At 50.2% G+C, this 14480-nt stretch carries 12 protein-coding genes; 10 read left to right on the top strand and 2 right to left on the bottom strand.

Translation table 11 applies throughout. The features are described from left to right. Nucleotides 1–4: 4 nt before the first annotated feature. From B160_RS0120870 to B160_RS0120915, 10 genes are all read left to right on the top strand, one after another. Entirely contained in the window at nucleotides 5–1522 is a 1518-nt protein-coding gene (locus B160_RS0120870) for a tagaturonate reductase (RefSeq protein ID WP_018629882.1), read from the top strand. A gap of 3 nt (nucleotides 1523–1525) precedes the next feature. Next, nucleotides 1526–3172: a UxaA family hydrolase gene (locus tag B160_RS0120875; protein ID WP_018629883.1), complete on the top strand. Its 1647-nt coding sequence runs from the start codon at nucleotides 1526–1528 to the stop codon at nucleotides 3170–3172. Nucleotides 3173–3243: 71 nt separating this feature from the next. After that, nucleotides 3244–4653, top strand: coding sequence for a glucuronate isomerase (uxaC, locus tag B160_RS0120880; protein WP_018629884.1), 1410 nt, complete (start codon nucleotides 3244–3246; stop codon nucleotides 4651–4653). A 94-nt stretch (nucleotides 4654–4747) separates the two neighbouring features. Then, complete coding sequence (locus tag B160_RS0120885; RefSeq protein WP_018629885.1) at nucleotides 4748–5500, top strand: SDR family oxidoreductase; 753 nt, start codon at nucleotides 4748–4750, stop codon at nucleotides 5498–5500. Between the two features lie 37 nt (nucleotides 5501–5537). After that, nucleotides 5538–6368: a 5-dehydro-4-deoxy-D-glucuronate isomerase gene (gene kduI, locus B160_RS0120890; protein WP_018629886.1), complete on the top strand. Its 831-nt coding sequence runs from the start codon at nucleotides 5538–5540 to the stop codon at nucleotides 6366–6368. Nucleotides 6369–6476: 108 nt separating this feature from the next. Beyond that, a complete protein-coding gene (locus B160_RS0120895; RefSeq protein WP_018629887.1) occupies nucleotides 6477–7502 on the top strand; it encodes a sugar kinase in 1026 nt (341 codons plus the stop codon). Nucleotides 7503–7526: 24 nt separating this feature from the next. Then, nucleotides 7527–8693: a Gfo/Idh/MocA family protein gene (locus B160_RS29810; protein ID WP_211218095.1), complete on the top strand. Its 1167-nt coding sequence runs from the start codon at nucleotides 7527–7529 to the stop codon at nucleotides 8691–8693. After that, the gene (locus tag B160_RS0120905) at nucleotides 8683–9135 is read left to right on the top strand and encodes a NanQ anomerase/TabA/YiaL family protein (RefSeq protein ID WP_018629889.1); all 453 of its coding nucleotides are present in this window, start codon (nucleotides 8683–8685) and stop codon (nucleotides 9133–9135) included. Before B160_RS29810 ends, B160_RS0120905 begins: the two co-directional genes overlap by 11 nt. 2 nt (nucleotides 9136–9137) lie before the next feature. After that, nucleotides 9138–9800: a bifunctional 4-hydroxy-2-oxoglutarate aldolase/2-dehydro-3-deoxy-phosphogluconate aldolase gene (locus B160_RS0120910; protein WP_018629890.1), complete on the top strand. Its 663-nt coding sequence runs from the start codon at nucleotides 9138–9140 to the stop codon at nucleotides 9798–9800. Beyond that, nucleotides 9800–11170 carry an MFS transporter gene (locus B160_RS0120915; RefSeq protein ID WP_018629891.1) on the top strand — a complete coding sequence of 457 codons (1371 nt, stop codon included), beginning with the start codon at nucleotides 9800–9802 and terminating at the stop codon, nucleotides 11168–11170. Before B160_RS0120910 ends, B160_RS0120915 begins: the two co-directional genes overlap by 1 nt. A 172-nt stretch (nucleotides 11171–11342) precedes the next feature. Here B160_RS0120915 and B160_RS0120925 read toward each other — a convergent pair whose 3' ends face one another. Then, a complete protein-coding gene (locus B160_RS0120925) occupies nucleotides 11343–13127 on the bottom strand; it encodes an AMP-dependent synthetase/ligase (protein WP_018629893.1) in 1785 nt (594 codons plus the stop codon). Between the two features lie 99 nt (nucleotides 13128–13226). Then, nucleotides 13227–14243 carry a tetratricopeptide repeat protein gene (locus B160_RS0120930; protein ID WP_018629894.1) on the bottom strand — a complete coding sequence of 339 codons (1017 nt, stop codon included), beginning with the start codon at nucleotides 14241–14243 and terminating at the stop codon, nucleotides 13227–13229. Between the last annotated feature and the right edge of the window lie 237 nt (nucleotides 14244–14480).

Here is a 14480-nt window from a genome sequence, read left to right on the forward strand (position 1 = left end):
AAAGATGCAGTTATCAAAAGAAGTATTAACATCCATAAAACCGGATCCGCTGCTGTCTGTTCCGGCAGCAGCACAAATGGACCTCCCTGAAAAGGTCCTGCAATTCGGCACGGGGGTGTTATTGAGGGGGTTGCCCGATTATTTTATTGACAAAGCCAATAAACAACATATTTTCAACGGCCGGGTGGTAGTGGTAAAATCAACGGATACCGGAGGTGCGGATGCGTTTGAGACCCAGAACGGTCTGTATACGATCTGTGTGCGGGGGCTGGAGGATGGCAAACAGGTGAACGAATACATCATCAACAGCTCCATCAGCCGCGTATTGTCTGCCAAAGAGCAATGGCAGCAGATCCTTAAAGTAGCGCAAAGCCCGGAGCTGGAAGTGGTGATCTCCAATACCACTGAAGTAGGCATCGTCATGAGCGAGGACCGGGTCACCGATCAGCCGCCCGCATCGTTCCCCGGCAAGCTGCTTGCGGTATTGTACGAACGCTTTAAAACGTTCGGGGGCACTAAGGAAAGCGGATTGGTCATCGTGCCTACGGAACTGATCATCGACAACGGCCGGCAGCTGAAGGAGATCATTGTGCGGCTGGCAACACAGAACGGGCTGGAGCCGGCCTTTATGGCGTGGTTGCAGGCGGCCAATCATTTCTGCAATTCACTGGTCGACCGGATCGTTCCCGGTAAACTGGAGGGAGATGACCGGGTGCAAACGCAGCGGCAGCTGGGTTATACAGACGACCTCATGATCATGAGCGAAGTGTTCCGTCTTTGGGCCATTGAAGCAGCCGACCCCCGGGTACAGGAGGCATTGTCTTTTGCAAAGGCGGATGCGGGCGTTGTGATCGCACCCGATATTGAGAAGTTCAGGGAACTAAAGCTCCGGTTGCTCAATGGCACCCATACGCTTTCCTGTGGCCTGGCCTATCTGGCCGGGTTTGAGACCGTAAAAGAGGCGATGGCGGATGCCGGTTTTGCCGGTTTTGTTACCAAACTTTCAAAAACAGAACTGGCAGCAGCAGTGGCCGGCGATAAGATCTCTTATGAAGAGGCCTGTAAGTTTGCCGACGCTGTTATTGAGCGGTTTAAGAATCCTTTTTTAGATCATAAATGGCTAAGCATTAGCTTTGCGTACACTTCAAAAATGCTGATGCGGAACGTACCGCTGATAAAAACTTTTTATAGCAGCGGGGAAAGAGATGTTTCCGCGGCCATTGCCCTCGGTTTTGCGGCATATCTGCTTTTTATGAAGAGTGAGCCGGAAGGGACCCGGTATGTAGGGTCCGCCAACGGAAAGCAATACACGCTGAATGATGACAAGGCGGCGATCCTTGCACAAAAGTGGGCGGAAAACGCCGGCACAGCGGCAGTGGTGGAAAGTGTATTGTCCGATACCGGATTGTGGAATGAGGACCTAACCCGGATCCCCGGTTTTGCGGAGGCCGTAAAACAACAATTGCAATTTTTAACAGAAAGCGGGGCGAAAGCCGCTTTACAAAATAGTATAAAGGAATAAAAAATGGCGGAGATCGTTTTAAAAGTCCATCCCAAGGATAATGTTATAGTAGCCCTCCAGGATCTGAAAAAAGGACAGGTCGTTCATTACGGGGGGGCAGCATTTGTATTGCAGAACGATATCGGGGCAAAGCATAAATTTTTTATGCACGACATGCAGGCAGGTGACGAGATCATCATGTACGGCGTTTTAGTGGGTAAGGCACAGGAGTTCATTCCTCAGGGGGGACTGATGACCACGGCCAACACCAAGCACGCCGCCGATCCGTTTGAGTACCGCCCCTACCATTATCAGTGGACGGCCCCGGATGTTTCTAAATTTGCCGGGCGTACGTTTAACGGGTATCACCGCGGCGACGGGCGGGTAGGCACCGCCAATTACTGGTTGTTTATGCCTACGGTGTTTTGCGAAAACCGCAACCTCGACGTGATCCGGGAAGCGCTGCATAACGAACTGGGCTATGCGGTTACGGATAAATACAAACGGTACACCCATCACCTCGTAGAGGCATTCAGGAATAACGAAAACATAGCGGACATCGGCCTGTCTGCCCCGGCTTCTTCTGAGGGTACAGGAGAAAGACTGTTCAGGAATATTGACGGGATCAAGTTTTTAAATCACCAGGGAGGCTGTGGCGGCACACGCCAGGATGCAGGCATCTTAAGCAAGCTGCTGGCGGCCTATGCCGATCATCCCAATGTGGCGGGGATCACCATCCTGAGCCTCGGCTGCCAGAACCTGCAGACCCGGCAATTGCTGGAAGATATCAGGCTCCGGAATCCTTCCTTTGATAAGCCCGTTCTGGTATTTGAGCAGCAGCAGTCGCAAAGCGAAGAGCAGCTGGTGGCAGATGCCATTAAGAAAACATTTGAAGGGCTCATCGAAGCCAATAAAATAGAGCGCCAACCCGCCCCGCTGACGGCATTGACGGTTGGTGTTAAATGCGGTGGCAGCGACGGGTTCAGCGGCATCAGCGCCAACCCTGCTGTAGGATTTACCAGCGACCTGCTGGCGGCCCTGGGCGCTAAAATATTGCTGGCTGAGTTTCCCGAATTATGCGGTGCAGAGCAACAGCTGATCGACCGGACCATTGATGAAGCTGCTGCACGGAAATTCATTCACCTGATGACCACTTACAATGACCAGGCACTCAGCGTTGGCTCCGGCTTTTTCATGAACCCTTCACCGGGTAATATAAAGGACGGGCTGATCACCGATGCGATCAAAAGCACCGGTGCCGCAAAAAAAGGAGGCACTTCGCCTGTAGTGGATGTGCTGGATTATACCGAACCTGCTACGAAGCCCGGTCTGAGCCTGGTGTGCACGCCGGGCAATGATGTGGAGGCCACTACCGGCAAGGCGGCATCCGGAGCCACATTGATCCTGTTTACCACAGGACTGGGCACCCCCACCGGCAATCCCGTTTGTCCTACCATTAAAATAGCAACCAACACATCGCTGACAAAGCGGATGGGAGATATCATCGATATCAATGCGGGGGGCATTATTGATGGTGAAAAGACCATCGAGCAAATGGGAGAGGAGATCCTGGAGTATTGCATCAAAGCGGCAAGCGGGGAAGTGGTGCCCAAGGCGGTGCAGCTCAATCAGGATGATTTCATTCCCTGGAAACGGGGCGTTTCATTGTAACCATGTGTGGGTTGCGGACGCCGGCCATCAATAGCAAAACGAAATACGATTAACGAATAATTTCTTAACAAGTGAAACAGTTTTTAGACGATCATTTTCTACTGGAAACAAAAACGGCAGCACAGTTGTACCACGACTATGCAAAGCAGATGCCGATCATCGATTACCACTGTCATCTTCCGCCGCAGCAGATCGCTGAAGATGCGCAATTTCAGAATATAACACAGGCCTGGCTGTATGGCGATCATTATAAATGGCGCGCCATGCGTACCAACGGGGTAGATGAAGCTTTTGTAACAGGAACCGCTTCGGATGAAGAGAAGTTCCTGAGATGGGCGGAAACCGTTCCCTATACCATGCGCAATCCCCTGTACCACTGGACGCACCTCGAACTGCAGCGTTATTTTGATATCAGCGAAACACTGGATGCCGGTAGTGGGAAAAGGATCTATGATGCCGCTTCTGAAAAGATCAGCAGCAAGGAATACAGTGTCCGGAACCTGCTCCGTAAAATGAATGTAAAAGTGGTTTGCACCACGGATGATCCTGTGGACTCACTGGAATTTCATGCAAAAATAAAAGCAGATGGCTTTGAAATTCCCGTATATCCGGCTTTCCGGCCGGACAATGCCATGAATGTGTCAACGCCGGAGGTGTTTAATGCCTACGTAGCCAGGCTGGAAGCCGCTTCCAATAAGGAGATCCGGGACCTGGATACCTATCTCCAGGCGCTGAAAAGCCGGCATGATTTCTTTGCCGAAATGGGCTGTTCGGTATCGGATCACGGGTTGGAATACATTCATGCGGCAGATTTTACCCAGGCGGGTGTCAGCGCGCTGTTTGATAAGATCTTCGGCGGAAAGGCACTTTCTGCGGAAGAGCAGGAACAGTTCCGTTCTGCAATGCTGGTGTGGTTTGCGGAATGGGATCACGAAAAAGGCTGGGTACAGCAGTACCACGTAGGCGCCCTGCGGAACAACAATGCACGGCTGCTGGAAAAACTCGGACCGGATACCGGCTGGGATTCGATCGGCGATTTTTCACAGGGCAGGATGCTGTCCCGGTTCCTGAACGGGCTGGACAAAAATGACCGGCTGGCCAAAACCATCCTGTACAATCTCAACCCATCCGACAATGAACTGTTTGCCACGATGACCGGCAACTTCAATGACGGCACGGTGGCCGGAAAAGTACAATGGGGTTCCGGGTGGTGGTTCCTCGATCAAAAGGACGGGATGATCAGCCAGATGAATGCCCTTTCCAATATGGGACTGATCAGCCGGTTCATCGGGATGCTCACGGATTCGAGGAGCTTTCTCTCCTTCCCGCGGCACGAATACTTCAGGAGAATATTGTGCAATTTGTTTGGAAACGATATTGAAAATGGCGAACTTCCCGCCGATATCCCCTGGATCGGGAAAATGATCCAGGATATCTGCTTTAATAATGCAAATGCATATTTTGGATTTGGAGCAAAGTAGGTTGATAGTAAGTAGTGAATAGGTATCTGGTGTCTAAGATCTAAAATCTAAGATCTAACGTCTAATAACAAACAAATAAACGATAAATTACCGCATGTTTGATCTTTCTGGAAAAACAGCCTTAATAACAGGAGGAAATAAAGGCATTGGAAAAGGGATGGCTATTGGCCTGGCAAAAGCCGGCGCGGACATCATCGTAGCGTCCCGTACAGTGGAAGCAGGGTCTGAAGTGGAAGCAGCCGTAAAGCAGCTGGGCCGCAGCTTTAAGCACTACAAGCTGGACGCTGCAGACCGCAACAGCGTATATGCGTTGGTAAAGCAGGTGCTGGCGGAAAATGAACGCATTGATATCCTGGTGAACAATGCCGGAACCATTATGCGGAAACCGGCAGCAGAACATCCGGATGAGTACTGGGATAATGTAATCACCATTAACCTGGATACTCCCTTTGTACTGGCACGTGAACTGGGAAAGCATATGATTGAGAAAGGCTCCGGAAAGATCATCTTCACCTGCTCTTTGCTCAGCTTTCAGGGGGGCATCAATGTGCCGGGGTATGCAGCCAGCAAGGGAGCCCTGAGCAGCCTGGTAAAAGCCCTGGCCAATGAATGGGCCTCCAAAGGGATCAATGTAAACGGCATCGCCCCGGGATACATTGCAACCGACAATACACAGGCACTTCGGGAAGACGAAGACCGGAGTAAGTCCATCCTGGACCGGATCCCGGCCGGCCGCTGGGGGGTGCCGGAAGACTTTGCCGGGCCGGCGGTCTTTCTGGCTTCTGAGGCCGGAAGTTATGTGCACGGCACCATCCTTACCGTGGACGGTGGCTGGATGGGCCGGTGAAAAATAAAAATTTCAAATTTTAAATACCGAATAACAAATGGAGATCAGATACGAACACAGTCCGCAGGAAACAAAGGGAATGACCACAGAACAGCTGCGGGAGAGCTTTCTTGTAGAAGATCTGATGAAGACAGATAAGTTAACATTGGTCTACAGCTTCTATGACCGGTTGATCGTAGGTGGTATAAAACCGGTGGCAAAGACCGTACAGCTGAAAAATGAAAACGAGCTGAAATCGGACTTTTTCCTGCAACGCCGAGAAATGGGGGTCATTAATGTAGGCGGCAAGGGCGCCGTAACGGTGGACGGCCGGAAATTTCCCCTGGATAAGCTGGACTGCCTGTACATCGGGCGCGGGTCCAAAAAGGTGAGTTTCGGCAGCAATGGAAAAAAAGACCCGGCCGTATTCTACATTTTATCGGCACCCGCACATAAAGATTATCCGACCACCAAATATACCAGGGAGCAGGCAGCGCCGGTAACGCTGGGTGACATTACTACTTCCAATAAACGGACCATTTATAAATACATTCATGAAGAAGGCGTCCAGAGCTGCCAGCTGGTAATGGGGCTGACGGTGCTGGAAACCGGAAGCGTATGGAACTCTGTTCCGCCGCATACACATACCCGCCGGACGGAGATCTATTTTTATTTCGATCTTCCGGAAGAGCAGCGCCTGTTCCACATGATGGGCCAGCCGCAGCAGACCCGGCACATCATCATGCAAAACCATGACGCCGTTATTTCACCGCCCTGGAGCATGCACTTTGGCTGCGGTACTTCCAATTATGGCTTTATCTGGGGGATGGCCGGTGAAAACAAACAGTATACGGATATGGATCCGGCGCCGGTACCAACGTTGCTGTAGTCAATGGTCAATAGGGAATAACAGGATGGCCGGCGCGGGTAGTAAATGATCAGTACCGGGCCTGCCGGTTTTCAAATTTTCAAATCAACGAATTTTCAAATTAATAAAATGTCTAAGAAAATAGTTACACTGGGCGAGATCATGTTACGCTTGTCCACCCCCGGTTTTGAACGTTTTGTTCAGGCCGGTTCTTTTGATGTTACTTATGGTGGCGGCGAAGCCAACGTGGCCGTGGCTCTTTCCAATTATGGACTGAACGGGTATTTTGTTTCAAAAGTTCCGGACAATGCCATTGGTCAGTCGGCCATCAATCATCTGCGCCGTTATGGGGTAAATACGGACTTTGTAGCGCGGGGCGGCGACCGCCTGGGGATCTATTTTCTCGAAACCGGAGCCTCCATGCGGGCTTCGCAGGTGATCTACGACCGCGCCGGCGCCGCCATTGCCGATGCGGATGCAGGTGAATTTGATTTTGATAAGATACTGGAAGGCGCAGACTGGTTCCATACCACCGGCATTACCCCGGCGCTGAGCGATAAAGCAGCGGCGCTGACCGAAGCGGCGCTGAAAGCAGCAAAAGCAAAGGGGATCACTACCAGCATTGACCTGAACTACCGCAAAAAATTATGGAGCAAGGAAAAAGCCCGCGAAGTGATGAGTGAGCTCTGCAAATATGTGGATGTTTGCATTGGCAATGAAGAAGACGCGGAGACCACACTGGGCTTTAAAGCGGCTGATACCGATATTACAAAAGGAGAGCTGAACCTGGATGGTTACAAGGATGTGATCCGCCAGATGAAAGAGAAATTCAATTTTAAATATATAGCGTCTTCACTGCGGGAAAGCTACAGCGCCAGCGATAACGGCTGGAGCGCGCTGGTAAGCGATGGTACGGAATTTTACCATACACGCAAATACGATGTACGTATTGTGGACCGGGTGGGAAGCGGCGATAGCTTTGCCAGCGGTCTGATCTATGGCCTGGTAACCGGTATGAGCATGGCCGACGCGGCAGAGTTTGGTGTGGCTGCTTCTGCATTGAAGCATACCATCCCCGGCGATCTGAACCATGCCACCCTGGGCGATGTAAAAACGCTGATGAAAGGCGATGCCAGCGGCCGTGTGCAGCGGTAATAGCTGCTCCGGAGAGGCCGCAACATGATGCAGAAAATAAAAACGATACAACGGTTGCTGCTGATTTTTTTGCTGGGTGTCCTGGGGCCGTGTACGACCCGGGCACAACAGCCGGTACGGCTTGCAGTGGCCGGGATCACGCACGGGCATAGCGACTGGATCTACAACCGGAAATTGAAGGGCGATATCGAGATCGTTGGGATTTACGAAACAAATACGGACCGGATCCGTGAATTCCGGGAGCGGTATCATTTACCGCAAGCTCTTTTTTTCTCGGACCTCGGGAAAATGCTGGATCGGGTAAAACCGGCAGGCGTGATGGCTTTTGGACCCGTTAACGAGCATATTGCAGTGGTGCGGGCAGCTGCGCCGCGCAACATACACGTGATGGTGGAAAAGCCCCTGGCCACCAGCTATCGGGATGCCCTGGAAATAGAACGCCTGGCAAAACGCTATGGGATCAAAGTGCTGACGAACTTTGAAACCTCCTGGTATTCGAGCAACCAGTATGTGCGGAATTGCTACAAAGAGGGAAAGCTGGGCCAGCTGCGTAAAGTTTTGGTGAATGATGGTCATGAGGGGCCCTGGGCCATGAACCGGCATTTTGTTTCCTGGCTTACGGACCCGGTGAAGAACGGAGGTGGCGCATTGACGGATTTTGGCTGTTATGGTGCCAACCTGATGACCTGGCTGATGGACGGCCGGCGACCGGTTTCGGTAACGGCGGTAACACATCAGAACCGGCCGGACAGGTACCCGAAGGTGGAAGACGAAGCTACGATCATCCTGCAGTATCCACAGGTACAATGTGTGATCCAGGCATCGTGGAGCTGGACCTTCAGCCGTAAGGATATGGCAGTGTACGGCACCAAAGGATACGCCATCGCCGTGGACCGGACAATGGTAAAAACCCGTTTGGAGGGGAAGCTCCCGGAAACGACACAAACCCTGGAGCCGCGTCCGGCGCCTTTTGAGGATCCTTTTGCGGTGTTTGCCGGTGTGATACAGGGGGTATTGAAACAGGAGCCCAATGATCTGTATGAACTGCCGGTTAATGTAACGGTTGTTGAGATCCTGGATGCAGCCCGTGCATCCGCAAAGAGCGGGAAAACAATTTATTTAAAATCCCGGTTGGGCCTGCGTGAACCCGCAATGCCGGAACAACCGAATAAAAAATTATATGGTAATTGATACGGTAGAGAATGCATTGCGCTATGAGTTGTTGCATCCATTATTTAAAAAAGCATTTGACTATATACGCCAGACAGACCTGGCCGGTGCTGCTTCCGGCACCTATGTGGTAGCGGAAGATGCGGTTAAAGCAATCGTTTCCGAAGCGCCCGGAAAAAAGCAGGAGGCCTCGCTGGAAAAATTCGAATGTCACAACCGGTTTATCGATATCCAGTATGTGATCAGCGGCACGGAGCAGATGGGCTGGAAACCACGCCGGGACTGTGTTACACCCAATGGGGACTATAGCCCGGAAAAAGATGTGCAGTTCTACCGGGATGCGCCGGATACCTTTTTCACATTGACCCCGGGACAGTTTGTGATCTTCTTTCCGGAAGACGTGCATGCACCCATGATCAGTGATGGTGTGATTAAAAAATTAGTAATGAAAATAAAATTGTAGGAATGGCAGTACAACAAACCATTAAAACCATTATTGAGCAGGGGATGCTGCCGCTGTATTTTAACGCGGATGAGACCGTGAGCGTAGAAGTATTGCGCGCGCTGCACAAAGCAGGCGTGCGGGCAGTAGAATATACCAATCGTGGTGAAGCGGCATTTGATAATTTCAAAAAGCTGGTGGCGGTCCGCGACGAGGAAATGCAGGGGCTGCTGCTGGGCATTGGCACGGTCAAGAACCTGCAGGATGCAGAAAAATACCTGGAAGCGGGAGCCGATTTTTTTGTAAGCCCGGGTTTTGTTCCGGAAATAGCGGCTTTTGCGGCAGAAAAGGATGTTTTTTATGCCCCGGGCTGTATGACCCCTACGGAGATCATCGCTGCAGAAAATGCAGGCGTGCAATTCATTAAACTGTTCCCGGGCGATATGCTGGGGCCAAAATACCTGAGCACGATCAAAGATATTTTTCCGAAATTATTGTTCATGCCCACCGGCGGGGTAGATGCCACCGAGGAAAGCATCGGCGGCTGGTTTAAAGCCGGCGTTTGTGCCGTGGGCATGGGCAGTAAACTGGTAAGCAAACAATTAATGGCAGCCAAAGATTATACTGCCATTGAGCAGATGACGGCTGCGGTTCTAAACACGATACAATCAATAAAAAGTAAATAATGATGCAACAAGCCATAGGAAAATACAGATGGACGATTTGTGCCCTACTGTTTTTCGCAACCACCATTAACTACATCGACCGGCAGGTTTTAAGCTTGCTGCAACCTACACTCGCAGCAGAGTACGGCTGGTCGAACTCAGATTATGCCAATATTAATGTGGTGTTTACATTTATGTATGCCATTTCAATGTTATTTGCAGGACGTATTATTGATAAGTTGGGAACCAAACGGGGGTTCACCTGGGCCATTATCATTTGGTCGCTTGGCGCCATGTTGCACGCTTTTGCAATTCCCATCGGAGAAGTGTTCGGCTCCGCATTTTCTGCACTTGGAATAACGGTAGCAACCGCTTCGGTTCTGGGTTTTATGATATCCCGGGCGGTGCTCGCTTTTGGAGAATCGGGTAACTTCCCGGCGGCCATAAAGACCACTGCCGAATATTTCCCCAAAAAAGAACGGTCACTTGCCACAGGTATTTTTAACTCCGGGGCAAATATCGGAGCGGTGGTAGCGGCGCCGCTTGTATATTTTATTGTGGACAAATGGCATTGGCAGGGGGCTTTTATCGTAGTAGGGCTGCTTGGTTTCTTATGGCTGGTTTTATGGTTCTTTTTTTATGAAAGGCCGGAAAAGCAAAAACGTCTTTCTGCTGCCGAATTACAATACATTCAGCAGGATGATGAAGCAGAAGGGGGTGTTACTGCATCTGAAGCGGCACCGCAGAAAGTATCGTGGTGGAAATTGCTGGGATACAAACAAACCTGGTCTTTTGCAGTAGGCAAGTTTATGACGGATGGTGTTTGGTGGTTTTTCCTTTTTTGGCTGCCGGCCTATTTGAAAGCCCAATATGGCATGATCGATAGCGATATCAGCATGCCCATTATGGTGATCTACAGCCTTACAATGATCGGCAGTATCTCAGGCGGGTGGTTCCCCATGTATTTTATTAAGCGCGGATATCAGGCATATAACGGACGGATGATGGCTATGTTTATCATTGCGCTTTTCCCGTTGGTGGTATTGCTGGCGCAACCTTTGGGGCATATCAGCTACTGGATACCGGTGCTCCTCATTGGTATTGGTGCATCGGCGCACCAGGCCTGGAGCGCCAATATTTTTACAACGGTGTCTGATATGTTCCCTAAAAAGGCGGTGGCCTCTGTAGTGGGTATCGGGGGAATGGCCGGTGGTTTGGGCGGTGTTGTAGTAAATAAATTAGGCGGCTTCTTATTTGATAAATATGAGGCTTTGGGACATATCGAAACGGGCTACACCATCATGTTCGCCATTTGTGCTGTTGCCTACCTGGTGGCATGGTTCATTATGAAGTCGCTGGTGCCTAAATACAGGCCCATTACGGACCTGTAAACACCTAAAAAATAACATGATTCATAACAGACTCCCGGTTCACTTTCCGGGAGTTTTTTTGTTGCTCAGGATTCCGGGAAATCGTAGAAGACAAATGCAGCTGTATGCTGCGGCTCCCCGGTCGGCCCGTCGCCCGGAACTGTGCCGCAAAGACCGGCACAGCAAAGATTTTTTAATTATAGATCTCATCAATTTCGTTCCTGAACTTTTCCAGGATCACCTTCCGTTTCAGGCTGAGTTTGGGCGTCATTTCACCGGTGTCTACGCTCCATTCCTGTGGAAGTAAAGCAAATTTTTTGATCTGTTCAATATGGTTAAATTGAACATTGTGGTGATCGATCACAGAACGGAACAGGGCATGAACCTTTGGATCTTTGACGATCTCCTCGTTGCTCCCGATCTCTATTTTCTGTTCCTGCATCCAGTCCTTTACCGCGTGGAGAGACGGCACGATCAATGCGCTGACAAACTTCTTATCATTGCCCACCACCATGATCTGCTCAATGAACTTGCTTTCCTTCATTTTATTCTCGATCGGCTGCGGCGCCACGTATTTTCCCCCACTGGTCTTGAACAGCTCTTTTTTCCGGTCCGTGATCTTTAAAAACCGGTTCTCGATCCATTCCCCGATATCCCCGGTGTACAGCCATCCGTCCTTCACAACTTCTGCCGTCAGCTCCGGGTGTTTATAATAGCCCTGCATCACCGATTCGCTTTTGGCAAGTATTTCCCCGTCTTCCGCTATTTTTACCTGAATGCCTTCAATGGGCGGGCCCACGGTTCCGTAGTAGGTACCGCCCGCTTCTTCACGGTTCACGCAAATGACGGGGCTATGCTCAGTGGGGCCGTACCCTTCATAAACCGGAATGCCCGCAGCGTTAAAAATGCGTAACAGCTTTTCCGGGGCAGCCGCCCCCCCGGTTATGATGAAACGGATGCGCCCGCCCAAAGCTGCCCGCCATTTGCTGAAGACCAGTTTGCGGGCAATATTGAGCTTCCAGTTATAAAAGGCGCCCTTCTGAACGCGGTTGTCGTATTGCGTGCCCAGGTTTACACTCCAGTAAAACAGCGCTTTTTTGATACCGGTCAGCTCCTTGCCCTTGATCATGATCTTTTCATATACTTTCTCCAGCAGGCGGGGTACTGTGGTAAACCCGTCCGGTTCTATTTCCCTGAGGTTGTCCGCGATGGTTTCCATACTTTCTGCATAATAGATGCTGATGCCACTGAACAGATAGAGATAGGTGATCATCTTTTCAAAAATATGATTGAGCGGCAAAAAGCTCAGGGTGCGCGTTTGCGGCTGATCCGGAAACGGGAAACTGGCTTTGGAGTAATAGATATTGCTTACAATATTCTCGTGGCTCAGCATCACGCCTTTGGGTGTTCCGGTAGTACCGGAGGTATAAATGATGGTGGCGGTATGTTTGGGGCTGTACTGGCTCCGGATATCCGACAACTCTTTTGCAAGGACTTCCGTTTCAGGAGTGAACAGCGCTGAATAATGCGGGGTGTCCTCAATGACATCAAAGGTATAGATGCCCCGGAGAAAATCGCTTTTGATGGATCGCACTTTTTCGAGGAGCTCCCGGGTGCTGACAAAAATAAACCTGGCTTCGGACTCGTTCAGTATATATTCCAGCTCCTGCGGATTGGTGGTGGGGTAAATGGGCACCAGGATGGCGCCGGTCTGTTGTACGGCAAGATCAGTGAATACCCATTCCGGCCGGTTCTGGCTAATGATCGCGATCTTGTCGCTTTCCTCGGCAGACAGGTTCTTTCCGCGTACGCCCTTCCCGATCAGGCCAAGTGATAGCTGGTTAACAGTGCTGCTGACCTCTTCTGTTGAGAAGGATCTCCAGCTGCCATCTGTTTTGGCATTCAACATATCCGGTTTGGGAAAATGTTTCAACTGGTGGGCCACCGCATCAAACAATCTGTAGGCTGGAAAATTCATTAGCTGTTATTTAAAGTTCATCTACAATTTAAGAAAAATCCATTAAATAAAAAACCACTTCCGCAGGGAAGTGGTCCGGGAAAAGATCCGTTGAATAAATTATTTCCGGCTGGAATAGACCTGTCCGGCCGGCATTTTGAATACCCTTGATTTATGGAACTCAGTGAACTTGTCATAAGCCGCTTTATGAGCGCCGGCCCATGTTTCGAAGGCGGACTGGTTGTTTGCCGGGCCGAACATCCACTGGTTATAAGCGTCAAAAATACCGTCACGCATCAGCTGCTGATGATAATCGAACAGCCGGAAGGGAAATTTTTTACCGTAATTATTGTTCCAGTCCAGTACAAAACGTGTGCGGATCATGGCCAGGGTCTCGGGGGTCAGTCCCTGTGCAGTGATCCCGGATTGACGGGCAAAGGTTTCCAGGACGGCCTTGGCAAATTCATTTTTGGTGTTTGCCGCGGTTTGCGACAGGTTGCCGGAAAACAGGTCCTTATAGGCATCCAGCACCATTTTTTTAATATTGGCGGATTTGGGGTTCAGGCTCTCCATATTGGCATAGATCTCTCCGTAAAGAATGGCCCATATCTTTCCCTCAGGCTGCTTAAAATAATAAATGGACGCGTTATAGTAGTTCCCGCTGTAAGAAGGCGCCATTTCCATGCCTTTCTCCCACATGGCAATGGCGGCAGTTCCGTTCTTCAGCACTTCAAGCACTTCGCCGTATTCACTATACAGCGGCCCCTGCTTGGGAAATTTTTCAATGGCTGTTTTATAGATCTTTTCTGCTTCCTTGCCGTTATCGGTACCCCGGTAAAGGGTGCCCGCCAGCTGGTAGGTAGCCACGTCGGCCGTTTCGGAGGCCAGCAAAGGCTTTACCACTTCCAGTCCTTTGGCGTAATCCTTTTTATAATAGTAAGCCAGTGCCAGGTCTTTTTGAACATCGATATTGTTTTTATCCGTCTGTGCCGCTTTGTTCAACACCAACAGTGCATTGTCCATGTCGCCGGACATCATAAATTTCCGCGCATTTTCGCGCATAGTGGCAACCTGGTCCTGCCCGAATGCCATAACGGTTCCCATTAAAAAAAGGCCCGCGGTAAAGATCTGCTTCATTTTTGATATTTTAAGTAACTGATTCACAGTGTGTTTAATTGTTTTCTGCTTATTTAGCAAAAAATAAGCCGAATCATCCCTTATAGGACGTAAAAATAGGTTAAAGGGTGGTAGCCACACAATTTTAATTGTTTTTACAGGAGAAGTTTGAGGAAGTTATAATTTGAAAATGTGGAAACAGGTATTGAGTGCTTCGGGGAATGTTAATCATCAATGGTTAATGGTCAGCAGATGTTG

This window comes from Niabella aurantiaca DSM 17617 (genome assembly GCF_000374125.1).
Lineage (GTDB): Bacteria > Bacteroidota > Bacteroidia > Chitinophagales > Chitinophagaceae > Niabella > Niabella aurantiaca.